Annotated in this window: 22 protein-coding genes; 8 read left to right on the top strand and 14 right to left on the bottom strand. The window is 59.3% G+C overall.

What is annotated here, in order from left to right; genetic code table 11:
- The first annotated feature begins 66 nt into the window (after positions 1-66).
- Genes ACEQZ0_RS11420 through ACEQZ0_RS11410 form a run of 3 tightly spaced genes read left to right on the top strand, consistent with a single transcriptional unit; the run spans position 67 to position 2,529 of the window.
- Positions 67-999, top strand: coding sequence for an IS1595 family transposase (locus ACEQZ0_RS11420; RefSeq protein ID WP_370190927.1), 933 nt, complete (start codon positions 67-69; stop codon positions 997-999).
- Positions 992-1,972 carry a P63C domain-containing protein gene (locus ACEQZ0_RS11415; protein ID WP_370190926.1) on the top strand — a complete coding sequence of 327 codons (981 nt, stop codon included), beginning with the start codon at positions 992-994 and terminating at the stop codon, positions 1,970-1,972. Before ACEQZ0_RS11420 ends, ACEQZ0_RS11415 begins: the two co-directional genes overlap by 8 nt.
- A gap of 26 nt (positions 1,973-1,998) precedes the next feature.
- Complete coding sequence (locus tag ACEQZ0_RS11410; protein WP_370190925.1) at positions 1,999-2,529, top strand: ATP-dependent Clp protease proteolytic subunit; 531 nt, start codon at positions 1,999-2,001, stop codon at positions 2,527-2,529.
- A 139-nt stretch (positions 2,530-2,668) separates the two neighbouring features.
- On the opposite strand, the gene ACEQZ0_RS11405 is transcribed toward ACEQZ0_RS11410, so the two are convergent.
- From ACEQZ0_RS11405 to ACEQZ0_RS11385, 5 genes are all read right to left on the bottom strand, one after another.
- Positions 2,669-3,214 (bottom strand): hypothetical protein, encoded by a 546-nt coding sequence (locus ACEQZ0_RS11405; RefSeq protein ID WP_370221341.1) that lies wholly within the window; start codon positions 3,212-3,214, stop codon positions 2,669-2,671.
- A 123-nt stretch (positions 3,215-3,337) separates the two neighbouring features.
- Positions 3,338-4,135 carry a hypothetical protein gene (locus ACEQZ0_RS11400; protein WP_370190923.1) on the bottom strand — a complete coding sequence of 266 codons (798 nt, stop codon included), beginning with the start codon at positions 4,133-4,135 and terminating at the stop codon, positions 3,338-3,340.
- 2 nt (positions 4,136-4,137) lie between these two features.
- Positions 4,138-4,833 carry a hypothetical protein gene (locus tag ACEQZ0_RS11395; RefSeq protein WP_370190922.1) on the bottom strand — a complete coding sequence of 232 codons (696 nt, stop codon included), beginning with the start codon at positions 4,831-4,833 and terminating at the stop codon, positions 4,138-4,140.
- 213 nt (positions 4,834-5,046) lie between these two features.
- Complete coding sequence (locus ACEQZ0_RS11390) at positions 5,047-5,901, bottom strand: hypothetical protein (protein WP_370190921.1); 855 nt, start codon at positions 5,899-5,901, stop codon at positions 5,047-5,049.
- 80 nt (positions 5,902-5,981) lie between these two features.
- Positions 5,982-6,875, bottom strand: coding sequence for a 3'-5' exonuclease (locus tag ACEQZ0_RS11385; protein ID WP_370190920.1), 894 nt, complete (start codon positions 6,873-6,875; stop codon positions 5,982-5,984).
- A gap of 596 nt (positions 6,876-7,471) precedes the next feature.
- Here ACEQZ0_RS11385 and ACEQZ0_RS11380 point away from each other — a divergent pair.
- From ACEQZ0_RS11380 to ACEQZ0_RS11360, 5 genes are all read left to right on the top strand, one after another.
- Complete coding sequence (locus tag ACEQZ0_RS11380; protein ID WP_370190919.1) at positions 7,472-9,385, top strand: hypothetical protein; 1,914 nt, start codon at positions 7,472-7,474, stop codon at positions 9,383-9,385.
- Positions 9,378-10,103, top strand: coding sequence for a hypothetical protein (locus ACEQZ0_RS11375; RefSeq protein WP_370190918.1), 726 nt, complete (start codon positions 9,378-9,380; stop codon positions 10,101-10,103). Before ACEQZ0_RS11380 ends, ACEQZ0_RS11375 begins: the two co-directional genes overlap by 8 nt.
- Positions 10,100-10,597, top strand: a complete 498-nt coding sequence (locus ACEQZ0_RS11370) for a hypothetical protein (RefSeq protein ID WP_370190917.1) — start codon at positions 10,100-10,102, stop codon at positions 10,595-10,597. Before ACEQZ0_RS11375 ends, ACEQZ0_RS11370 begins: the two co-directional genes overlap by 4 nt.
- A 302-nt stretch (positions 10,598-10,899) precedes the next feature.
- The gene (locus tag ACEQZ0_RS11365; RefSeq protein WP_370190916.1) at positions 10,900-11,688 is read left to right on the top strand and encodes a hypothetical protein; all 789 of its coding nucleotides are present in this window, start codon (positions 10,900-10,902) and stop codon (positions 11,686-11,688) included.
- 398 nt (positions 11,689-12,086) lie between these two features.
- A complete protein-coding gene (locus ACEQZ0_RS11360) occupies positions 12,087-13,184 on the top strand; it encodes a hypothetical protein (protein ID WP_370190915.1) in 1,098 nt (365 codons plus the stop codon).
- On the opposite strand, the gene ACEQZ0_RS11355 is transcribed toward ACEQZ0_RS11360, so the two are convergent.
- The 9 genes from ACEQZ0_RS11355 to ACEQZ0_RS11315 all read right to left on the bottom strand — a co-directional run.
- On the bottom strand, positions 13,176-15,002 hold the full coding sequence (locus ACEQZ0_RS11355) for an HAD-IIIC family phosphatase (RefSeq protein WP_370190914.1): 1,827 nt from the start codon (positions 15,000-15,002) through the stop codon (positions 13,176-13,178). The two genes, ACEQZ0_RS11360 and ACEQZ0_RS11355, sit on opposite strands and share 9 nt — an antisense overlap.
- A complete protein-coding gene (locus tag ACEQZ0_RS11350; protein ID WP_370190913.1) occupies positions 14,995-15,171 on the bottom strand; it encodes a hypothetical protein in 177 nt (58 codons plus the stop codon). The genes ACEQZ0_RS11355 and ACEQZ0_RS11350 overlap by 8 nt, the downstream gene beginning before the upstream one ends.
- Positions 15,168-17,507 carry a heavy metal translocating P-type ATPase gene (locus ACEQZ0_RS11345; protein WP_370190912.1) on the bottom strand — a complete coding sequence of 780 codons (2,340 nt, stop codon included), beginning with the start codon at positions 17,505-17,507 and terminating at the stop codon, positions 15,168-15,170. Before ACEQZ0_RS11345 ends, ACEQZ0_RS11350 begins: the two co-directional genes overlap by 4 nt.
- Before the next feature lie 287 nt (positions 17,508-17,794).
- A complete protein-coding gene (locus tag ACEQZ0_RS11340; RefSeq protein WP_370190911.1) occupies positions 17,795-18,283 on the bottom strand; it encodes a DUF6692 family protein in 489 nt (162 codons plus the stop codon).
- On the bottom strand, positions 18,280-18,807 hold the full coding sequence (locus ACEQZ0_RS11335) for a DUF305 domain-containing protein (RefSeq protein WP_370190910.1): 528 nt from the start codon (positions 18,805-18,807) through the stop codon (positions 18,280-18,282). Before ACEQZ0_RS11335 ends, ACEQZ0_RS11340 begins: the two co-directional genes overlap by 4 nt.
- Positions 18,804-19,217, bottom strand: a complete 414-nt coding sequence (locus tag ACEQZ0_RS11330) for a potassium channel family protein (protein ID WP_054527894.1) — start codon at positions 19,215-19,217, stop codon at positions 18,804-18,806. Before ACEQZ0_RS11330 ends, ACEQZ0_RS11335 begins: the two co-directional genes overlap by 4 nt.
- Positions 19,214-20,563, bottom strand: coding sequence for an APC family permease (locus ACEQZ0_RS11325; RefSeq protein ID WP_370190909.1), 1,350 nt, complete (start codon positions 20,561-20,563; stop codon positions 19,214-19,216). The genes ACEQZ0_RS11330 and ACEQZ0_RS11325 overlap by 4 nt, the downstream gene beginning before the upstream one ends.
- A gap of 239 nt (positions 20,564-20,802) precedes the next feature.
- Positions 20,803-21,075, bottom strand: a complete 273-nt coding sequence (locus ACEQZ0_RS11320; protein WP_370190908.1) for a hypothetical protein — start codon at positions 21,073-21,075, stop codon at positions 20,803-20,805.
- Between the two features lie 211 nt (positions 21,076-21,286).
- Positions 21,287-21,645: DUF411 domain-containing protein (locus ACEQZ0_RS11315; RefSeq protein ID WP_370190907.1), on the bottom strand; the 359-nt coding region annotated here is incomplete at its 5' end.

Below are 21,645 nucleotides of genomic sequence, written 5' to 3'. Positions count from 1 at the left end.
GGACCTATATACCTAGCTAGCCATAATTAGCTTGACCAGCCGGTCCCGTTTGGCTAGTTAGGTTTTATGACCGACAAGCCAAAGACCGTCAGCCTTTATCAGTTCTTCGAACGCTTCCCGAATGAGGAAGCCGCTCGGTTGTATTTCGAAAAGAACCGCTGGGGCGATGAACCCGCTTGCGGTCACTGTGGCAGCCTCAATGTCCACGAATGCAAAGATCACAAGCCGATGCCGTATCGGTGCCGCGATTGCCGCAAGCACTTTAGCGTCCGCACCGGCACCGTTCTGGCAGAAAGCCGCCTCGGTCTGCACAAGTGGCTTATGGCCATCTACATGATGACCACAGCCCGTAAGGGTATCCCTTCGACCCAGATGGCCCGCGAACTCGGCATTACCCAGAAGTCGGCATGGTTCCTCGCTCAGCGCATCCGCGAAACGTGGCTTTCCAGCGCCGATAACGACGATCTGGGCGGACAAGTCGAAGTTGATGAAACCTACTTTGGCGGCAAGGAAACCAACAAGCACGCCAGCAAGAAGCTCCGCGCGGGTCGCGGCACCGTTGGTAAGACTGCCGTTATCGGCATCAAGGGTGAGACCGGCACCGTTCGCGCCGAACTCATCCCCAATACCAAGATTGAGACCCTACAGGGCTACGTTCGCAAGAACGCACCCGAGGGCGCTATCGTGGTGACCGACCAGCACGCTGGCTATGTCGGTCTCGCAGATGCTGGATATCAGCACATTCGCATCAATCACTCGGTTGGCGAGTATGTCCGCGAAAAGGCACACACCAACGGCATCGAAAGCTTTTGGGCGCTCCTAAAGCGCGGTCACTACGGCGTCTTCCACTACATGTCGCCAAAGCACCTGCACCGGTACGTCAACGAATTTGCGTTCCGCCACAACACCGCGCAGGCTGGTACCATGCGCTTCATCGAACAGACGGTTGCCCGCATGGCTGGCAAGCGCCTTACCTACAAGGGTCTCATCAATGCCTGAGGACAAGAAAACCATCGAGCCTATCTCGGCTAATTTCGATGACGTCGCCAAAGCGCTGGTGCTCAATTCAGATAGTCCGGAGCCAAAACTGCCGGCGGCGAGATATGCTGGCACCCTGACACTAGGCGACGTCGAGATTGGGTGCGCCGTGCTTGAGGATGGCACTCGCCTTCTGACGCAAAGTGACATGATGCGGGCTCTCGGTAGAGCGCGGCAGGCGAAAGGACGTGGCTTTTACGATGCTGACGTCAACCTCCCCGCATTTCTTACTGCGAAGAACCTAAAACAATTTATTCCCAGTGACTTATATGTGACGTCGAGCCAGATAGAGTTTACGTTGCCAAGCGGCAAAAAAGCCTTCGGCTACAAGGCTGAACTGCTCCCGCAAGTCTGTGAGGTATATCTTGAAGCCAGGGACGCCGGCGCCTTAGTCCAATCTCAAGAACACGTCGCTCGCCAAGCCGAGGTTCTCATCCGAGCGCTTGCAAAAGTTGGCATTGTCGCTCTGGTTGATGAAGCGACAGGATACCAGCGGGACCGCGGCCATGACGCGCTGCGAATGCTGCTTGAGCGCTATATCGCGGAAGGTTTGCAGAAGTGGATACACACTTTCCCAGATACATTTTTTGCTGAACTCGACCGCCTATACGACAACGCGCCGACTACGCCCCGCTCGCGACCACAATACTACGGCAGGTTCATCAACAAATACGTCTATGATCCCATTGAGCACGGCTACGTAAAGGCCGAGTTGGATAAGCTGAACATTACCGATGAAGGCAAGCGCCGCGCTCGCTTCCATCAGTGGCTAACGGACGAGGGCCGCACCATACTCACTCGCCAGATCGGCAAGGTCGAGGGTATCATGGAGATGTGCGACGATATTGAACAGTTCAAAGAGGTAGCGAAGCGCAGGAAGGCGGTCACCGTCGCGCCATATCTCTTTGATGAAATGAATCGGATTATCGACTGATGCCTGACCTAAGCGGCAACCCTGTAATGCGCTTCTACGGCTTCACCGGCATGATTGATGACGATGGCGTCACTCGGATTGCGGCTGCGTTTAACGACGCCATCAACAATCGAGTTGATGAGGTACATCTGTGCTTTAGTTCGCTCGGAGGGTACGTCCATAGCGGCATTTTCCTCTATAACTTCATACGAGGGCTGCCGATCAAATTTGTGGCCTACAATGGCGGCTCGGTCGCATCTATTGCCGTAGCGATCTTCTTGGCAGCGCAAGAGCGTTATAGTTCAGAACATGGGGTGTTTATGATTCACCCTACGAGCATGTCCCCCCAAGCCGGAATGACCGCCACGCACCTACAGAGTACGCTTGATTCCGCCTTGGCTGACGAGGAGCGCACTGAAAACATCTTGCGCGAGCGGGCCAACGTCCCTGAGAGCGTCCTTACCGACCGGCGCGCCAAAGACGTTTACATCACGCCTGCCGACGCGGTGACTTACGGGCTGGTTGACGCCGTTCGAGAGTTTGCGCTCCCAAAGGGGCACCAGATTTTCCAAATCTGAACCAGAGTATTGCATAACCTCTCCTAAACGGGCGTTGTGCCATAGTGTGCCACGGATGTCATCTGAGAACGTGGAGGCGTGGCTAGTCAGGTATATAGGTCCCCAAAAAAAGGGGCGCGCATTCGTGCGCCCCTCCGAGTCAGATTATCCCCTGACGGCTCGCAGCCTGGTCCAGCGCCCTCCACGATAAATAACTGGCGAGCAGGTTCCGGCGGACAGGCGGTGGACATGACGCAAGCAGCCAGAATATCCATGCGGCCTGCGTTTCGATGCGTAGTTGGACCAGGCGCTGGATCACCGATGGATTGGGTCCAGATAGCTCGCGACCGCCGATCCGCGCGGCATGGACCAATTGCTCGTGGGGGATGTTCACGTGAATATTTCTCATTAGACCCGAGCGGGGAATGAAGTCGAGAAGGCTACTCGTGACCCGTGTAGCCTGAGGTCGGCCCTGCCTTAAACCAGCTGGCGCAGTCGTGTGGATCAGCGCGGTGGTGTCGGGGGTGAACAACCTGCGGATATCCTCGCGCATGCGACGCGGTTCGTAGCCCGCCCCATAGCCGTGAGCATGGGAGGCGAATGCCGCTTCGTTTCGCCACCGTGGGGTGACGATGAACGCGCCGAACCCGAAGGGGGCGAGTGGCTCGTGCCGCAAAGGCGGGAGTTGCAGCGAGAGAACAACCATGCGCTCGGGCATGGTGGATCGACGACGGTATGGCATGAGTAATCCTTGATCAGGGCTGCGGACGGAACCCGGTGAAGGCGCCGCCCGCACCAATCTTGGTGGGGATGGTATGGAGCTGGTCGCTCACCCGCACTCGATGGTTTCGTCGGCGAAGCGCAGCCGCAGGATGTGCTCGGTGAACGCCTGCGCGCCACTCCCTCTTGCAAGCTCCACCCAGGCCTCCCACCGGTCGAGCCGATGGATCAGCCAGGCGAATAGGCGATCGCGCGCGTATTCGTCAGGGAACGTCATGGTCCACAGCACCCGGCCAAGCGGGATGTTTTCGCCGGTCGGGATCCCGATGAGCTTGATACCCGGATCACGGTTGATACGCTCCCGCACGAACCTGCCCGGCAGGTCGAGCGCAAAGCTCTCATTGACCTTGAATACCCGCTCGCGCTCGTTGCGGGTGTCTCCGCCATCGAAGCCGTGCCACCGCGCGATCGTCGGAAGCCCGATCGGAATGGGTGCCGCTTCGGCCCCACGCGTGCTGGCCAGCGCGACGAGGATAGCCCTCCCCTCCGGTGTCAGGTCGCCGGTCAGGCCTTCTGAGAGCTTGTGCCCCTCGAGCCAAAATCCGTAGTGGCGCGCGACATCCCACGCGCCATCGAACAGATCATTCACCCGTTCCTCGACATGGACGATGCGCCGATCGAGCGCAGCGAGTACCGCGAGCAGGAATTCGGTCATGGCCGTGAACTGCCAGTCCGAGCCCCGCGCCATGCAGAGCCGCCCGCACCAGATGTATTCGCGCAGCGACGACCAGCGCCGCCCGAGCTTATCGATGAGGTGCGGGTAGCCATCCGGGTCCGCAATGCACCAGTAGCCGAACGGCAAATTCGGGTTGCGACGCTGTTCGTAGGGGATGTCCTGCTGGTCCATGGTCAGCGCCCTCCCGGCTTGCCGAGCCGCGGCGGCGGCGGCGGAGCGAGCGCGGGTTCGGTGTGGAGGTCACGCCCTGCCTCGATCGACCTGAGCTGGCGTGCCAGACTGATGGTCTCCTCGTACATGTAATCGATGCCGCGATAGACCTCGCCCTCCTCGCGCGCGAGGATCGGCTTCGAACCCGATGGCACCAGGTCACCCGGCTTGTCGGCGACGAAGCCGAACCACCAGGCGTCATCCGCGGTTTGATGTTCGGCGCTCGGCGTGTTGAGCATGGAGGCCCGCCCGCCCATGCGCGCATGGCATACCCGCACCGCCTCGGATCCGTAGCGGGAGCAGATTTCCGCGTAGTCGATCCCGCCGTGGGGTGTGAGCCCGGCGCCCGCCGGTATCGCGTCCTCGCGGTAGCCGTAGAGCGGGTGACCGCTTTCAACCGCTACGAACCCACCCCAAACGCCCGAAGCCTGGCGCAGAAGGATACAGTCGAGGCCGGTTGCAGCATCGCGCCAGGCGATCTTGTCGAACGGCTCATCGCTCCATGGTCCCTGGCCGCGCGGACGCCGATCCTTGATGACATAGAGCTGCTCGGGCCTGACCTCGTGATCGCCGATGGCGATCCGTTCGGGCAGTTCAACAAGGTTGGTGTTTTTCGCGGTCGCGATGGCGTGGCCGGCGTTGGCCTTCTTCTTCGGCATTTTCAGATTCCTTTTCGGGCATAAAAAATGCCGCTCATCCTTCGCGGATGGGCGGCTCTATCTTGATCTGCTTAGCGGCAGAACCGTCGCGGCACGGTTGGTGATGTTCAAGGCCCGTGCCAGCCTGCTCTTGCTGTTCGCTACGTCATCTTTTCCTCCTCGATTTTCGTATTGTCACATTACCGCCCAACCTGGTGGCAGGCTTCCTGTCGTTCACGCGGCGGCACGATAGACCGCCCCGCGCAATCCGCTCGCAGCCTTCTGTCCCCTTGCCCACGGAGCGAAACTTCGCCGAGCGAACTCGCTGCCGGGGATCGCCGCCGCCACCGCATCGGCGACAGCCATGAGGGTGTTGGACTGATGGCATTCGATTACGCGATGCGCAGCGAGATGACGCACTGCGATAACCGCTGTGGTCAGTACGTCGGCGAGCACCTGGTCGCGCACCTTGGGCCAGTCCCCTTTCTCGACCAGTTCACCGATTGTCCTGCTCGGCGACGGCTTTGCCGGGATGGCGGTTGCTGCGGCGTATTCCGGCAGGTGGGGCGACCTGGCCTGCACAGTCACCGCACGGCACAGATCGATGCGCTCCCTCGCATGCGGGGAGCCGTCCGTAAGCTGGCGCGGCAGGATCATTGCGAACTCGCCGGCCGACCGGCGCAGCACCGCCAGGTCCTTGACCTCCCCGCCCCATGTTATGAGCTGCACTGTCGGCATCTGGTGCAGCGCTTCGAAGAACCGGGCGATCATCTCCTGCTCGCTCGCCTCGTCTTCGGCCAACACCACGATGCTTTCGACCGCTGGAACCTCTTCTCCTGGATCGAAGCGCAGCTGTAGCCACGAGGCAGCCGCAATGCGATGGAAGGGCCAGCGGATCGTCGGCTCGGCGCTTTCGCCTTCGCTGACACGGTACCCATCGTATCGGCTTCTGTCCCAGCGATATTCGAAATCGGCGACGATGATGCGCTGCGGGTTGCGTCCTGCTCGGCTGTCTCCGGCGTGGTGACCTAGGAACTTGCGAGCTTCGCGCTCGAGAGCTTCTTCGAAGCTTACATTGTCGTTGTGCATGATTGGTAATCTCCATAAAAAAAGACCCGCTCGGATGGCGGGTCGTCGGCTCGAATTGTGAAGCGGTGAAGAGGTGCTGCTTAGCGGTGACGCTGGCACGCCGTGATGGTGCGCGTCGTCATGGCCGGGAGGCCGGAGCGGTAGCCCCACGCCTGCTCGTGCTCGACGCGCTCGGGCGGCAGCTCGATCTGCCAGAACGGACCATCGGGATTCCATCTGTAGCCGCGAGCCTTCAGCATATCCTTCTTGGAGAACGGGGCGCGTTCGGCCTGCACGATCACCGAGGGCCTGCTGGCGGCTTCGATCAGGCGCTGGAGATGCGTGCGGATTGACCCGCCACCGGCATCGCGTTGACGGTGCTGCAAAAGCCAGAACAAGGCCCAGACATCGGCAGCCGCTCTATGCGCATCGCTGAACCATCCGACGTGGGCAAGGAGCGCCGATTGCGCGCGCCCTTCGAAACCGAGTTTGAGCCAGTCGATTTCGTTGCACGAACAGGCCCAAGCGCGCCCCGCAAGAAGAGGGTAGCGGCGCTCGATGAACCCCAGATCGAAGCGGGCATTATGCGCGACGATGAGGCTGGCACGATCGAGAAGGCCGATGGCGAAGGCGTCGTTGATTTTCTGGCCCGCCACGTCCTGCGTACGTAGGCCCGTGACCAGGCTGATCTTGGGATCGAGTTCGCAGCCTGGATCCTGCAGCCAGCTGAACGGTCCGAAGTGCCCCACAACTTCGCCTTCACCGTCGAGGAAGCAAAGCATGATGGCGAGCTCAATGATGACATCGTGCTCGGCCGAAAGGCCGGTCGTTTCGACATCCAAGATGGCTACGCATCTCCCATCGGGCACTGGCCCTTGATGCGGCATCGAGGAATACGGTTTCGGGACGCGCCGCAGCACGCGGTATCCTTCGTGCTGCTCAAGGTCTTTCGCCAGCGCCTCCGCGTCTGGCGACAGATGGTCGGTATTGATCATTTCGGTTTCTCCGGTTTCGTGTCGAAACCGGCGAGGCGGGATCTGAGCTTTCACACTCAACTTTTCCCTTCACCTGCCGGCTTCACCCGGCAGGCCAAAATGATGTTTTCTCTTGCGGCCCGAAGCTGTCAGCGCAGGGTCCGCGCTTCTTCCAAGGCGTCGTGACGCCGCCCCAGACCGCTGGCGGTCGCACCCAAGGAGGTTGTCAAACCGACGTGCGAGACTGCCGGTCGAGCTACCCTTGGAGGCCCCATACGGGTCCGAACAAGCGCAGCAAAATGGTTCGCGCCAACAGGTGCATACCATTTTGCGGTATTGCGCATAAAAAAACGAGAACGCTGAAAATTCGTGCGTTCGTTCGGAATGGCGGATTTACGGATTTTTCGACAATTTCCCTGGAATTGTCGGTTCAACGTTCCGACGGAACCGGGCCATTTCCTTCGGATTGGAAAAAGGACCCCCTTTCCGAAGGGTACAACAGAAATTCGACGGACTGGGATAGGTTGGGTGCGGTCGGACTTACACGACCGCGAGCACGATCGAAAAAATTCCCGACCCGTTTGGGGTGCCCAGAATCTCGTCCTACAAGCTGGTAGATGGAGAATACACCACTAGACGAGCTGCTCGCCGATGCGCTGGAACTGTGCGCGAAGGACTTCCCGCGCGCCAAGCAGAAACTCGATGCCTTTAACGCGGCGTTCGAACGAATAGATGAGCGCGACGAGCACGGCAATCTCACGCGCGCGGCCCATGATGCGAGGCAGTATCTGCGCAGCGATCTGCTCGACATGCGGCCCTATCAGCGTGCGAAAAAAGAGGTCGAAAAGCAGCGACGCAAAGCGAAGGCAAAGGCCGAAACCGCCATCGCGCAAGCCTTGGCAGCATACGTCGTCTACAAGCAGTGGGACATCGAAGCGGGGCTGCTTAGCGACAAGGATGATGGCACCAGGCTGGTGCCCAAGAGCCGCGAGGATCATACCCGCGACGGCATCGCGCGCATCGCCGAACCGTTCGTTCAGGACATGATCGCACGCCGCGTAACCCCCGCTGCAATTTCCCGGCGCAGGGCCAGCGAGGCCGATGTAATTGCCCAGCTCATCCAGTCGGCACACGAGGATCCGAAGTATGAGGACCCAAACAATCCGTGGGTCGCGATGTACCGTTCCGGCCACATCGATGCCTACCGCACTGGGCTTACCGAAGACGAAGCGAGGCTCCTTGATGTCGCTGTTACGCTGCGCGAGGAGGAGGCGGCCGAGGCCTTGGAAAAAGCGCGCGCATTCCTTCCGGACGGCCTAACCGTCAGCACGGGCGTGGCGCTGGGCGCGGCGCGCATCATGCAGTCCGCGAGCACCCTCTCGGATGGGCTGGCACAGGCCTATGCCGATGCCCACAACCTCGTCCGGGACAAGGATGCAGAGCAGCTCGGCATGCTTCTCGGAATCGACTCCGAGCCCGGCTTGGTTAAGCTGCAAGTGCTCCTCAATTTCCTTCGAGTGCAATCGGTATCGACCCATCCCCAACTGCCGACCTGGGTCGAGATCGATGTGATGCGGCGGGTCATCGACACGCAGAATGCGCATGTGAAGCCTGCGACCGAATGGGTCGGAAAAGTCACCGAGAAGCTCGGCAATCTAGCCGAAGTCTTCGGCAGCCGCCTCTCCAGCGAGGATGCGTTCTACGCGCTACTGAGCGCCGCGATCCATTCCAGCTACACCTATCGGCACTTCGAGAACGAGGCCGATATCCGCGCGGCGAAGGACGCGGAACTCAATCGGCTGCGGCTCATGCGCGGCGCCGTCCTAGAAGGACGCGCGTTCAAGATCGACGGCTTCGGCTTTCCCGTTTGCGAAGACGAAGAAGGTTTCGACGAGCTGGACGCCGAGGTCTACCAAGCCCTCGTTCTCGACGAACAGGATGGCCCTAAAGGCGAAACGAACAGCGATCGGTCGGCCGGCGAGACCCCGGCATATTCCGCTTCGAATGCGCAGGATCAGCGTTTGAATCCTGTGCTGGTGCCCATCGAACCGGAGTGGGAAAACAACGGCGGAACCCCGCTCGAGCCCGATCCCGCCGATCTCGAAAGCCGCAAATACGCATCGGCAATGGATGAGGATGAAGAAGGCGAGGAAGTCGATTTCTACGCCATTGTGGCGCGGAGCGATGACGACGACGACGACATTGATAATCCCGAGGATGCCAGCGAAAATGTCGAGCTCGCGCGGTGGTCTACCGCCTCATTAGAGCGGCGGGCATACGACCGAGAGGGGCTTTCCAGCCTCGCGTCGGCGTCCCTGACAGCCGACAATGGCGACGACCACGGATCGGCAAAATCCGCTGAACAGGTGTCTGAACCGGTACAAAAGAACCAATCTGCGAGGTCGGCACGCCGGTCCGCTGACGGTCACAAGCCGCCGGGCAGCGACAAAGCACCGACCTCTAGTCAGGGTGTCGCAAGACGCGCCCTGCCGCTGTTCGAAGAAGAGAAAATGGTGTGGGAAGATGACTAGCGAGATCACGACATTCAATCCTGCCGCGGCCCTGCTGCGCGAGAAGCTTGCTGAAAAGTGGTGGTCCAAAGCGCCTGTTCTGGTGATGGACGACGCGTCCGAAAGCGGGCTCGCAAGCACAATCATGCTGGCCAAGCGCTACGGTGGCACCGGCACCAGCACGCTCGCGCTCATCCTCGAATTCTTGATGCGGCAAGAGGCGCTCATCATCGAGGTGGGCGGCAATCGCTGTCCCATGTTCCGCGGGCGCAGCGAGGATTTGCACGCACACTTTCCGATTTCCGATGGCAATCGGATCAACGAAGCGATGGACCTAAGGCTGGCGCATCCCGACCGGGTCGCGATCCTCGAATTCGAGCCGGCCCTCTATACCGATACGCTGCGCATCGCGAAGGACATGATCTCTCTCGACGCAGGCCTGCTGCCGACGATCTTCTACGTCTGCGCGCGCCACGAAGCCGATCCGCTATACGAGAGGAATGCCCTGGCAAACAAGATCGACCAGACCTTCATCTGTCAACAGGCTGCTCAATGCCCTGCGGCCCAAGATGCGGACCGGCTCGTACTACCCTGGCTCGACAGGTCGATCATGGAGTTCCTGTGGGCTGGCGCGGGTGACCTTCAGACATCTCTCGAACAATGCCGTGGGAGTTGGACGCTCCAGGAAGCCCGTCTCAATCTGGAACAATTCTACAAAGCGCTGGTGGGTGACAGATGACCTATCTCGAAGAACTCTGGAGAGACCTCTTTGAAAAAGACATCACGATCTTGGAAGAGAAGGTGATGATCGGCGTAAGCGAGCAATTTGAACGCGACGCACCCGTTACCATGCTTGCCGCAATTCTCGTCCGCATGCTGTTCCTAGTGCTCATCGAGCACAAGGCGAGCCCGTTCAAGGTACTGCGGAATTTTGGCCAGGCGATGGAGGAGAATCGCCGGTCGGTCTTGCGGATCAACGAGACCTACGGGGATCTCCATGGCAAAATGGAGGCCTTCAAGATCGACATCGAAAGTGCTCAGCATGCTTTGCAGGAAATCCGCGAGTATGGGCATGCGAAGGTCGGCTACAATCCATTCATCGGTTTTTATTCGGTGCCCGCATCCGAAGGCGCGCCCCCGATATCGAAACATACGATAGCGGCGTTTATCGCAGCTTGCTTCGGGGCAGCGTTTCTCGGATCAGTGATTGCCCTCATGATCATGCTGGGTTGATCTGCTCGGCACCAAATTAGCGACTCCGCTGGGGCGCCCCCGCTTGGCAGGCAGGTGCCCTCCCCCATTTACGGTTGCTTCCCAGCGCTCGCTTTGTTCACGTCGATCCGCAGGATCCTTTACGAGACGCAACCGCTCGGCTAACTGTCGATGCAGGCAATAGCGCCCCTGTATCACCGGAACCAAGGCCCGAAATGGTCTTACCCGCGCGTATGTAAATGTATAACGGGGCTGCTAGTTGCGACGTCATATGTGGTTTGCGGTAAGGCCCTCGTAACGGTTGCTGTTGCAAGCGATCGTGCATGTCCAGATACGACAAGATGCAACCGGGCGTTCGTTCGCTTCCGCGAGGATACCGTCTCCCCTGGACCAGCGCGCTTCAGCTCCTGCACGCCGAACGCTTCGCCCGGTCGCTCCAGCGGCCCATGACCCACGCGGTGACCATCAATTTCACCCGGCCCCTGAAACCAGGGATCAGCGCGCGCGACGTGTTCATCGAGATCCGCAACAAGGTCCAGCGCGCATGGAATTACAGGCGCAGGAAAGGAGCGGTCAGCGATCCGCTGTATTACCTCGCCGTGTTCGAGAACCCTCCCTTTGGACGCCGATTCGGAAGACCGGTCTACGGCCCGCTGCACGTCCATTGGATGATCCATTGGTATGGTGTGCCCACCAGACTCATCGAACAGATCGCCAACCGGGTCCTGCGCAAATACAGCCAGGGCGTCCCACGTGACGCGATCGACATAACGCCGCTGGACAAGCCGGTCGGCTACGCGATGTACATGTGCAAGGGAATCGATCCGCCTTACGCGAAACACTATCACATTCAGCACAGGCCGCAGGGATTTGTCCCTTTCAAGCGTATCTCCATCTCCAACCGCCTCGGGGATGCCGCCATGAAGAAATACACTCAGCTTCACGGCATCCATCCGTTCACTGTGGCCAACAGCCAGCGCAGTAAAAACGCCTGGAAGTTCGTAGGAATGCGCCGGCGAAATCGGATGAAGCGTCAGCGGCCGTGGAGGAACAGGACCTACGTTTCGGTCAATGCCGTGAACCGGTCCTCACCTCAGCCACCGAAACCCTGATCGCATCATAAAAAATCATCCTCATCCACGGGCGGACCTTGGCACGGGCCGCCGAGGGGAGGTCTTGCGGCAGTATCAGCCGCGTCCGCGAGATATCCAGGTCCGATTGGCCTTGGAAATTTCCATGCCGGGCCGACTGTGGCCAACGCGCTCGGGCAGTGTTTTGCGTCGCCGAGCTCCGACACGCGATCAATAGCGGGCTAGGGAGCGCGCCTCAGAACCTGACGATTGCGTCGACCAGTAGCGTGGCGACTTTGGGGCCGTTAGCTGACAGTCGACTATCCACTGAAAATGGGGAAAAGCTGCCTGCCAGCTAGCGATCCGACAGCAAAGCCTTTAAGTTTGGATCTAATACGGGATCCGGTAAAAGCTGATCGTTTGCTGACTGCGAGCAATGGATGATGGAAAACCCGCTCAGCTCTCACGACGCAAAACCCTTGGCTTGTTTCCTCATCATTGCACTCGCCTCGATTGTCGCGTGGTCTGCCCTGACTGCTTACGAGTTTCTCGCCCTCGGCCTCTACCCGGTCAGGGAGGAGCCCCCGGTCTTCACGACGTATTTCCTGCTTCGTTCCTTGTTCGCCTTGGCAATTGCCGGGACGTTGGTCAGCGTACTTTCTACGGGGGCAGCGGAAACCTCGCAATGTCGTGGCCGGTTAAGTATTACCGAGCGGACTCTCGGGCTCGCCACGATGTTTACAGGTTTCGGTCTGACGGCGGTTTTTCTCGCCGATCCCGAAACGTTCCGTGCCATGGCCGAGGAAGACAGCACGGCGGAATGGCTGTCAGCAATCTTCACGCTCGGCGCGGGCTGCCTATTCGCGGTCGAGGCTCTGATACGAGCTCGAAATCTAGAGGGCGGGCGGCTGAGACACGTCCCGGTGTTGATTGCCAGCGGGTTCGCTCTACTCTTCTTTCTGATCGGCATGGAGGAGATTTCATGGATGCAGCGTATCGCCGATTTCGACACGCCCGCTGCAATCGAGGAGATCAATTGGCAGGGAGAATTCAATCTCCACAATATCCATACGGACCTGTCGGAAACCGTTTATTATACAGGCGCCGGGATATTTCTGTGCCTGTTTCCCCTGTTGCGGGAAACTGTAAGGCCTGGCGTCGCAGCACTCGATGCATTGCTTGGTTTCTTACCAGCGCGCAGCGTCGCCGCCATCAGTGCGCCGACGGCAATGTTCAATTACGGACACTGGAACCTGATACCCATTCAGGTGACCGCATTCGCCACTTTGCTCGTCATGCTTGCGTTCGGAAATGCTGCCCGCCTGCGCGGAGACAGAAGTGAGGCATGCCTTTTCGGATTCTTAGCCTTCGGGATCCTTGCGGGGCAGTCGATCTTCCTCACGCTCGGTCAGCGAATGATCGAAATACCCAACGCTACCGAATTCAAAGAACTGTTCATATCGGTCGGAATTGGATGGTTCGCGATCAATCGGTTCATGACTTGGTACAAAAAAGGCTCTTTCAGTGCGCTACGGTAGATCGCCTGTCGGCCCCGGCTGACAATTTTCGATCGTTACGATATCGGTGTCGAAAATCCCGGGCGTCATTGTGATGCGGCGAACCTCATTTGTTGTGGGTTCGAAGCCCAAGTCGTCGAGGACCGCGCTAGCCGGTCCATTCCGTTTGGTTTGATGGAATGCGATCTCTACAGCGTCAAGCGTATGACCATTGTTGTTTGTTAAGTGGTACAGCAGCGCGCGTTCGATCTGCTTCCCCTGTACGCGGCATGAGAGCATCAGGTCTTCGATGCGCAGCACCCTGCCTTCAAGGCGTGTAAGACAGAAGCCGACCACTCCATAACTACCATAGCGGTCGGAACATTCTATTACATGGCGAACTAAGGTGGAGTCATCCAGAAGCAGTGCTACTTCGCGATTTGAGTATTTGTGGCCGGAGAAATTCAGCTGGTTAGTTCGCTGGACGAGCTCTTGAATACGCTCTGCGTCACGCAACTCATTGGTCCGTATCGTCAAACGAATTTCGCAAGAGCGGAGAAAGTCGTTGTAGTTTCCATCGAAGGATGTGGATGCTTCCTTCCGCGTTTCCGCTTCCTTGTATAAGCGGCGCCGCTCCTTCGACTCGCTCGTTGCGGCGCCGGCCAGTCGAGGGTCGTCAAGCAGGTCGTCCAGCGCCTTTTCCGACAAGGTTCTGACGCCGGGCACGGCACGTTCGACCTCGGCCCGCTCGAAAGGACTGTCATCGATTAGAAGCAGCGCATCGGTCCCGATGTTGAGCTGATCCGCTATTGCCTTCACACCTTCCGACTTGGGGCGCCAGCCAATTTGCGATTTCAGCACATAATGATCCAGGCCAAAGGTCCGAAGCTGTTCCTCGGCTGCAGCCGGATCATTCTTGCTTACCACTGAAATCAGAATTCCTCGGTGGTCGAGCACCTCAAAAAGGTGCGCGATCCCGCTCTTCAGCTGGACGTCGCCTTCGACCAGCGTGCCTTTCCATAACGTCTCGTCGAGATCGAAGATGACACATTTGACGGGCAGATCCTGCACCGGTTTCTGTTCGTCGATCTTTTTGGGTTGCGCGATTAGATCCAGTGTTAGGAAGACCAGATGAGTATCTTCTTGAAGTGGCTCGATCGCGATTTCGAATGGTAGTCCCGAAGAGGCGATGGGAGCGAATTTTTCCCCAGGGATGATCTGAGAAAAGTGTCCGGAAGGAATGCGGAGCGTTTCGTAGAACGGCACGGGTAGTTTATGCTCCTCGCGTCGCGGGCGCATCCGGCTTCGATCAACCGAGATTTGCAGCACCAGTTCCACGATCCGGTCGGTCGGATTAAATATTTCGATCGCAAGCGCATAGGGGCGCTCGGTTTGAAATCTGGCGGCAATCCCGGTCATTCTGTCCCAGACATGGTATCCAAGGTACGACCAGCGGCGATCCCCCGAAACTCTTGCTGCGAGCGATCCGATTGCGTCCAAGATGGGCGACGTTCGTAAGATCAGCCACTCAGTCGCCGTTGCCAGCCAACTGGGAAGCAGCAACGTATTCCCCTTCGCCATAAGACGCGCCCATCGTCTGAACTTGATCTCGGCGGCGGCACTGCCCGCCGAAGGGAAGTTTCGATTGGGCAGTGCTCCGAATTCAAACCGTCGACAGCGGCCATCGGGCCGTGGGTCGTAGAGCGAGCAGCTTTCGTAGCAATCTGGCGCGGCGCATTCGGTGCAATGCTCTCCCCAAAGCAACTGACTACGATGCTGCGCACGGACCGGAGCTCTCACGGACTTGTTTGGTGGCGAAGGCAGGCGGTTCTCTTTATCGGATTTGTCGAACTCAAACATGGCTTTCCTTACCTTCGGCAGCCGAGATGCCAAGCAGATCGTACTGGCGCCGAATTGTGTGAGCTGTGCCTTCACAGACGATCGGCCCAACCACCCAACGTGGCCGCCATTCTCTCAGGATAATGGCCTCCAAGGCTGACAGGTGATCCATCTCTTCTGAGCCGGTCATGTTTCAAACCTGGGCAGGTCAAGGCCGCGCAGCCGCAAGGCGTTGCCGATGACCGAAACCGAAGACAAGCTCATCGCTGCTGCCGCGATCATCGGGTTCAAGAGCAACCCGGTCCACGGATATAGAACACCTGCGGCGACCGGTATGCCAAGCGCGTTATAGGCAAAGGCAAAGAACAGGTTCTGCCTGATGTTGCGCATAGTCGCCCGAGACAGGACAAGCGCCTGAACAACGCCGACAAGGTCGCCGCGCACCAATGTCACGCCCGCGCTTTCGATCGCGACATCGGTGCCCGTTCCCATCGCGATGCCGACATGCGAAGCGGCGAGCGCAGGGGCGTCGTTTATGCCATCACCGGCCATTGCTACCCGGCGACCCTCGCTCTTCAACTGCTCAATCTTGCGATGCTTGTCCTCGGGCGAGACGTTCGCTTCGACTTCGTCGATACCGACCTGGCTTGCTACCGCACGCGCGGTGGCTTCGCTGTCGCCGGTAAGCATCACGATCTTGACGCCACGCTCATGCAGCGCGGTAATAGCAGTGCGGCTGGTTTCCTTGATCGGATCGGCGACAGCGATGAGGCCTGCCGGCGCCCCATCCACGGCCACGAACATCACCGTCTGGCCCAGGCTTCGGCCTTCATTCGCCGACGACTGCCAGCCTTCTCCGATCGCCCCTACGCGCTCCATCATCTTCTCATTGCCGATCGCAATGCTGCGCTTGTCGACATTTGCCTGAATGCCTTCACCGGTCACGGACTCGATGTCGGAAGCATCCAGAATGGCAGCGCCCCTGATTTCCGCACCCTCGACGATCGCATGGGCAAGCGGATGCTCGCTTCCTCTCTCAACGGCTGCGACTAGGCTCAGCAACTCCTGCTCATCCACGCCGGGCTGAGGCTTTACGTCGACAAGATCGGGCTTGCCCCGGGTCAGTGTGCCGGTCTTATCGACGACCAGCGTATCGATCCTTTCCAGCGTTTCGAGAGCCTCAGCGTTCTTGATCAATATCCCGTGCTGGGCCCCCTTACCGGTACCGGTCATTATCGACATTGGCGTTGCCAGTCCGAGCGCACAGGGACAGGCGATGATCAAAACGGCGACTGCGTTGACAAGTGCGTAAGCGAGCGCAGGCGCAGGCCCCCAGATGGCCCAGACGACAAAGCTGACGATAGCGACAAGGACAACGATGGGTACGAACCACGCGGTAACCTGGTCGGCAAGCCGCTGGATCGGTGCCCGGCTGCGCTGGGCTTCAGCGACCATCTGTACGATCTTCGAGAGCATGGTGTCCGCGCCGACCTGCGTCGCGCGCATGGTAAAGCTGCCGGTCTGGTTTACAGTGCCCCCAATCACCGGATCGCCCGCGCTTTTCTTGACGGGAATGGGTTCGCCACTGATCATGGATTCGTCGATGGCGCTGCTTCCATCTTCCAGCGTACCATCGACGGGTACCTTGTCGCCTGGGCGCACGCGCAGCAGGTCCCCCGACGTCAGTTCATCGAGCGGCACTTCGCGCTCGTCCCCACGCCCGAAGATCTTCATCGCCGTCGGGGGCGCGAGCTCCAGAAGCGCCCGCAGCGCGCTCGATGTCGATCCGCGCGCCTTTAGTTCGAGTACCTGCCCCAGCAGCACGAGGGTCGTGATGACCGCTGCAGCCTCGTAATATACGCCGACCCTGCCCGCATGATCGCGGAAGGCATCGGGAAAAATGTCCGGGACGAGCGTTGCCACGAGGCTGAAAGCATACGCGATCGCTACGCCAAACCCGATCAGGGTGAACATGTTGAGGTTCATTGTCCTCAACGATTGCAGCGCTCGGATGGAAAAGGGCCAGCCGCCCCAAAGCACCACCGGAGTGGCCAAGACGAGTTGGAGCCACTGTGCCAAAGCGGGTTCGATGACCTGATCGAACGGCCGCGACGGGATCATGTCGCCCATTGCATAGGCAAAGAGAGGGAGCGTGAAGAGTGCGCTCCACCAGAATCGTCGGCGCATGTCGACGAGTTCCGGATCGGGGCCCTCATCGAGACTGACCGTTTCAGGTTCGAGCGCCATCCCGCAAATCGGGCAAGCGCCCGGCCCAGACTGCCGGATCTCCGGATGCATCGGACAGGTATATATCGTACCTTCCGGGACATCCTCGACAGCATCGACGTGCGCCTTCGAAAGATACGTCTCCGGATCCGCACGGAACTTGTCGAGGCAGCGCGAGGAGCAGAAGTAATGGTCGCCACCTTCGTATCGATCGACGAAGCGGGCTCGGTTCATCTTCACGCTCATTCCGCAAACCGGGTCGGTAGCCGTGTCCTTGATCGCGTTACGCTCATCGGCCATATTTCGTACTCCCCAAGTTGGCTGTGGCTACGGTCTGCCCCTGCAAGCCCAAGTCGAGCAGGAAGCGGGGCTTGTGAACGGCGAGCCAGGGATCTGGCGAGGCTATCTCAGTCAGGCTTGAGGGCGGCTCTATTGAAGTCATAGTCGGGCAGCCGGGACGGTTATTGTGGATCGGAATGGTTTTTCATTAGCTTCCGTCCTTGCCCCGGCTCCCCATAATGCCGCGCTCAAGATGATCCCATCGCCCCGTCACAGTTCCCCGATCGCCGTCGACTACCGGATCATGTTCAAGCCTCGCGGCCGCCACAGGTGGTGTAGCCCCAGAAGCCGAACTCGTCCTTCATCCGCGGACCAGCGACGATTAGCTCCTGCATCTGCAATCCGGCGTCTCCAGCGTCATCAAGTAGGCGCGTGCGGATACGGAGATCGCCGTTCGCATAACCGCCTGTCGCGCTCGCCGTGACGGGAATCAGTTTGCCGTTGATTTTGATCGCTCCGCGACCGCTGTTATCATAAACAAACGTAGGAAATGCGACCTCAGTGAAGCGGAACTGGCACGTGTTCTCGGCTCCCAGCGCGGTGAGGTCCGCCTCGCTCATGGTCTCAGGCAGCATGAGGCCGGGGCTGAGATTGGCAAGAGCGCTCGCAGCACTCTCTATCGGAGCTGCCGTTGCCGGAGGATCAAGCTGCGCTTCGCGATCATTGCCGATCGCGGTGTTGGTATTGCAGGCCGCCAGCGGAAGGGCTGCAAGCGTCAGAATTGCGATCTTGTTCATTGCTGCATCTCCTCGGGCAGACGTTCTTCGGCGCGCGGACCGTTCTCCTCAATGTCCTCGATCAGATATTTCATCTCGGCGATCTCACGCCGCTGGGCCACAATGATGGCCTGTGCGAGTTCGCGGACGCGCGGATCCTTCAGGCTCGCCCTCTCGCTGGTCATGATCGCGATCGAGTGGTGCGGGATCATTGCGGCCATATATTCAGTGTCGTCGACCGTGGTCTGGCTGCGTACGAGCCATAGCGCGAGTGCGAATACGAGGGCTCCGACACCCAGGATGATGAAGTTCTTGGTCCGGTCCTTGTACATGCCCCACATGAAGAGAAGCATGACCACCATCATCATCGCGCCCATGACGAACATCATCCAGAAGCGCGTCTCGCTCCAGAACACGTCGTCCATGTCGAAGCTGTTGGCGTACATCAGGAAGAACATGATCACGGTCGAGGTCGATACCATGGCCATGAATCGCCAGTAGTTGCCGCCCCCTCCCTTATCCGAGTGGGATGTGCTTTCAGTCATGCGTTTTCTCCTTCCTTCATCATGGTCCAGAACAATTGTGCCGAGCAGCTGATGAGCGCGAAGCCGGTCAAAGCTTCGACGCCGGCAATGACGCGCAGGTGCTCGGTCGGGTAGATGTCGCCGAGCCCCAGCGTGGTCACGTTGATCAGCGAGAAATAGAAATAGTCCATCGCACTCATCGCTGGCGTCTTGTCGAACCCGCCGAGACCCAGCTCCGCGCCCAGCCAGAAACCGCCAGCGAAGAGCGTCGCGACAAGCAGGTGCGATGCCAGGACGAGAAGCGCGACCCCAAGTTTGGCGGAGAAATTTCCGGGTGCGTCGAGCATGCGATGCCCTGCGCCGAGGATCGACAGATGCACGCCGACCGAGGCCAGAAAAAGTGCAATGGCGAGAATTAGTGCGGCGATCATCGATGATCTCCATCGTGTGTGGCGGGCATTTCACGCAGCGCAGGATTCCGACGGAGATAGAACCATTCGGCTCCGAACACTGCGGCAATACCTGCGACCGCATAGGCGACGACCGCAGGGTCGGTTTTGAGCTTGGCGAGGGCAAAAGCTGTCAGGACTACGCCGTCCGCCATGAGCGCCGACCAGAGGATCCAGGCACGCGCGCCTATTTCTTCCCGCAAACCGCGCAGCACGCCCCAATGCACGAGCATGTCCATTACGAGATAGAAGAACGCTCCGAGCGAGGCGATCCGCGAAAGATCGAACAGGACCGCGAGCGTGCCGGCGACCACGACGGTATAGACCAGCATGTGACTGCGGATCGGTCCCTTCATCCCAAAATGGCTATGCGGGATCATCTTCATTTCGGTCAGCATCGTCAGCATTCGCGAAACGGCGAAAACGCTGGCGATGACACCCGAGGTCGTGGCTGCGATCGCGATTGCGACTGTGAAATAGAACCCAAGCTCTCCGAGCGCGGGGCGCGCAGCTGCCGCAAGCGAGTAATCGCGCGCTTGCGCTATTTCCGAAGTGCTGAGGCTGGCTCCGACCGCCACCGCGACCAGAAGGTAGACGACCACGCATACTGTGATCGAAATGATAATGGTTCTGCCAACATTTCGGTGCGGATCGATGATTTCGCCGCCGCTGTTGGTGATGGTGGTGAAACCCTTGAACGCGAGGATCGAGAAGGCGACCGACGCGAGCAACGCGTCGAGACCCGAAAGCGCGACTGGCTCTGAGAAGGCGCCGCCCGAAAAGCCGCTGGCCCAGATCGCCGCAATCGCGAACAGGGCGATGCCGCCGATCTTGATCGCCGACATGACGAGAGAGAAACCGCTGACCGATTTGTTGCCTGCCGCATTCACGAAATAGGCGAAGACGATGAGCGCCAGTGCCGCGACGGAAACCAGAATGCCGCTGCTCTCGAGCCCAAAGGGCCGCAAGGCATAGGTCGCGAAGGTCCGAGCGACCAGGCTTTCGTTGATGACCATCGACAGCGCCATCAGGAGCGATGCCGATGCTGCAACAACACCCGGTCCGTAGGCCTTCTGAAGAATCATCGCGATGCCGCCAGAGGAGGGCCAGCGGTTCGACATCTTGATGTAGCTGTAGGCGGCTAGGGAAGTGATCAGGGCGCCGACTATGAAAGAAAGCGGAAATAGCGGTCCAGCCAGTTCGGCAATCTGGCCGGTCAGTGCGAAAATACCAGCGCCGATCATGACGCCGGTTCCCATTGCGACACCGCCAAGCAGCGTTATCGATCCAGCACTCTTCCCATGTTGATCGTCGCCATCTGTCTGCAAGTCTTTCCCCTGTCGATGTCCTCCCGTCCGAGAAACATCACGACAAGCAGTACGTTGCGAAGCGGCTCACCCCTCAAAAAATTTTCTGGCGGGGCATGAGCCATCCTTGGGCTGGCCCCGGAATCGCGTTGAGCTATCGATTTCCGGCGGCGCGCTCTTTCTTCCTGCAGCGATGCCGATGGCGGCGCGTCAAGGCACGGCAGTCCACGCTGAGTGCGCCTAATATTCAGCGCGTCAAATCAGGAAAACCGGGCCTGGAAAAACCGGTGCAGCGGGACCGCGATGAGTGCGATGTACCAGCCGTAGAGAAAACTGCCCACCGCTCCTGCGAGAAATCCCGACAGGGTCAGCCATTCGAACCATGGCAGCAACGGAGCCCAGGCTTGGTGCATGTGAAACCGCTCGGGTGCGAGGCCTCCGAAGGCAATGCATAGGAGGTAGCTGACAAGCAGGAACACGCTGAGCGTCCAGCCCCATGCGAATATCGAGTTCTTGATTGATCCTTTTACCATCGCATTTCTCCCACTTCGTGCGTCCTAAAATTATGCAAACGGAAGGGTCCGGGACCGTCGGGGCAGCCGGCCCCGGACCCAGCGGGATGATCGACAGGCATCTTAGCGCCCGTCCCGGTGTCCCGGGCTTCTGTGTTATTCCCGCGCGATTGTTCTTCAACGAGACATCGCCCTTATTTCTCGCGCGGCCACTGGCGTCAGTTCCTTACAATCACCGATAAGATGCGAAGACGCTCTGTCCGGTCGGACCAAAGGCGATGACCTCATAGGGCTGGATCCGGTCTCCTGCCTCCATGCCAGGAGATCCCAGCGGCATTCCCGGAACCGCAAGGCCGGCAACGCCGGCGGGCCGCTCGCGCAAAAGCTGGTCTACTGCCTCGGCGGGCACGTGACCTTCGATGATGTATCCATCGACCTCCATCGTGTGGCACGACCACAATTCTTCCGGTACGCCGCGCGCGGTCTTGATCGCCGCCATGTCCTTGCTGTCGACCGATGCCACCTTCGTATTCATCCCGTCTTCGACATGGCCTGCCCAATTCAGACAGCACCCACATCCTGGATCCCGGA

Origin of the sequence: Qipengyuania sp. (assembly GCF_964227205.1) — a bacterium.
Taxonomy (GTDB): domain Bacteria; phylum Pseudomonadota; class Alphaproteobacteria; order Sphingomonadales; family Sphingomonadaceae; genus Qipengyuania.
This window is presented reverse-complemented; position numbering and strand designations above follow the sequence as displayed.

What these genes read in the sequence shown, in the direction of transcription:
- ACEQZ0_RS11410 (WP_370190925.1), top strand. Translation starts at nt 1,999, where the DNA reads ATGCGCTTCTACGGCTTCACCGGCATGATTGATGACGATGGCGTCACT.
- ACEQZ0_RS11340 (WP_370190911.1), bottom strand. Translation starts at nt 18,283, where the DNA reads ATGAACAAGATCGCAATTCTGACGCTTGCAGCCCTTCCGCTGGCGGCC.
- ACEQZ0_RS11405 (WP_370221341.1), bottom strand. Translation starts at nt 3,214, where the DNA reads ATGGTTGTTCTCTCGCTGCAACTCCCGCCTTTGCGGCACGAGCCACTC.
- ACEQZ0_RS11390 (WP_370190921.1), bottom strand. Translation starts at nt 5,901, where the DNA reads ATGCACAACGACAATGTAAGCTTCGAAGAAGCTCTCGAGCGCGAAGCT.
- ACEQZ0_RS11360 (WP_370190915.1), top strand. Translation starts at nt 12,087, where the DNA reads ATGATGGAAAACCCGCTCAGCTCTCACGACGCAAAACCCTTGGCTTGT.
- ACEQZ0_RS11380 (WP_370190919.1), top strand. Translation starts at nt 7,472, where the DNA reads ATGGAGAATACACCACTAGACGAGCTGCTCGCCGATGCGCTGGAACTG.
- ACEQZ0_RS11365 (WP_370190916.1), top strand. Translation starts at nt 10,900, where the DNA reads ATGTCCAGATACGACAAGATGCAACCGGGCGTTCGTTCGCTTCCGCGA.
- ACEQZ0_RS11355 (WP_370190914.1), bottom strand. Translation starts at nt 15,002, where the DNA reads ATGTTTGAGTTCGACAAATCCGATAAAGAGAACCGCCTGCCTTCGCCA.
- ACEQZ0_RS11345 (WP_370190912.1), bottom strand. Translation starts at nt 17,507, where the DNA reads ATGGCCGATGAGCGTAACGCGATCAAGGACACGGCTACCGACCCGGTT.
- ACEQZ0_RS11335 (WP_370190910.1), bottom strand. Translation starts at nt 18,807, where the DNA reads ATGACTGAAAGCACATCCCACTCGGATAAGGGAGGGGGCGGCAACTAC.
- ACEQZ0_RS11415 (WP_370190926.1), top strand. Translation starts at nt 992, where the DNA reads ATGCCTGAGGACAAGAAAACCATCGAGCCTATCTCGGCTAATTTCGAT.
- ACEQZ0_RS11395 (WP_370190922.1), bottom strand. Translation starts at nt 4,833, where the DNA reads ATGCCGAAGAAGAAGGCCAACGCCGGCCACGCCATCGCGACCGCGAAA.
- ACEQZ0_RS11420 (WP_370190927.1), top strand. Translation starts at nt 67, where the DNA reads ATGACCGACAAGCCAAAGACCGTCAGCCTTTATCAGTTCTTCGAACGC.
- ACEQZ0_RS11400 (WP_370190923.1), bottom strand. Translation starts at nt 4,135, where the DNA reads ATGGACCAGCAGGACATCCCCTACGAACAGCGTCGCAACCCGAATTTG.
- ACEQZ0_RS11385 (WP_370190920.1), bottom strand. Translation starts at nt 6,875, where the DNA reads ATGATCAATACCGACCATCTGTCGCCAGACGCGGAGGCGCTGGCGAAA.
- ACEQZ0_RS11320 (WP_370190908.1), bottom strand. Translation starts at nt 21,075, where the DNA reads ATGGTAAAAGGATCAATCAAGAACTCGATATTCGCATGGGGCTGGACG.
- ACEQZ0_RS11350 (WP_370190913.1), bottom strand. Translation starts at nt 15,171, where the DNA reads ATGACCGGCTCAGAAGAGATGGATCACCTGTCAGCCTTGGAGGCCATT.
- ACEQZ0_RS11375 (WP_370190918.1), top strand. Translation starts at nt 9,378, where the DNA reads ATGACTAGCGAGATCACGACATTCAATCCTGCCGCGGCCCTGCTGCGC.
- ACEQZ0_RS11370 (WP_370190917.1), top strand. Translation starts at nt 10,100, where the DNA reads ATGACCTATCTCGAAGAACTCTGGAGAGACCTCTTTGAAAAAGACATC.
- ACEQZ0_RS11330 (WP_054527894.1), bottom strand. Translation starts at nt 19,217, where the DNA reads ATGATCGCCGCACTAATTCTCGCCATTGCACTTTTTCTGGCCTCGGTC.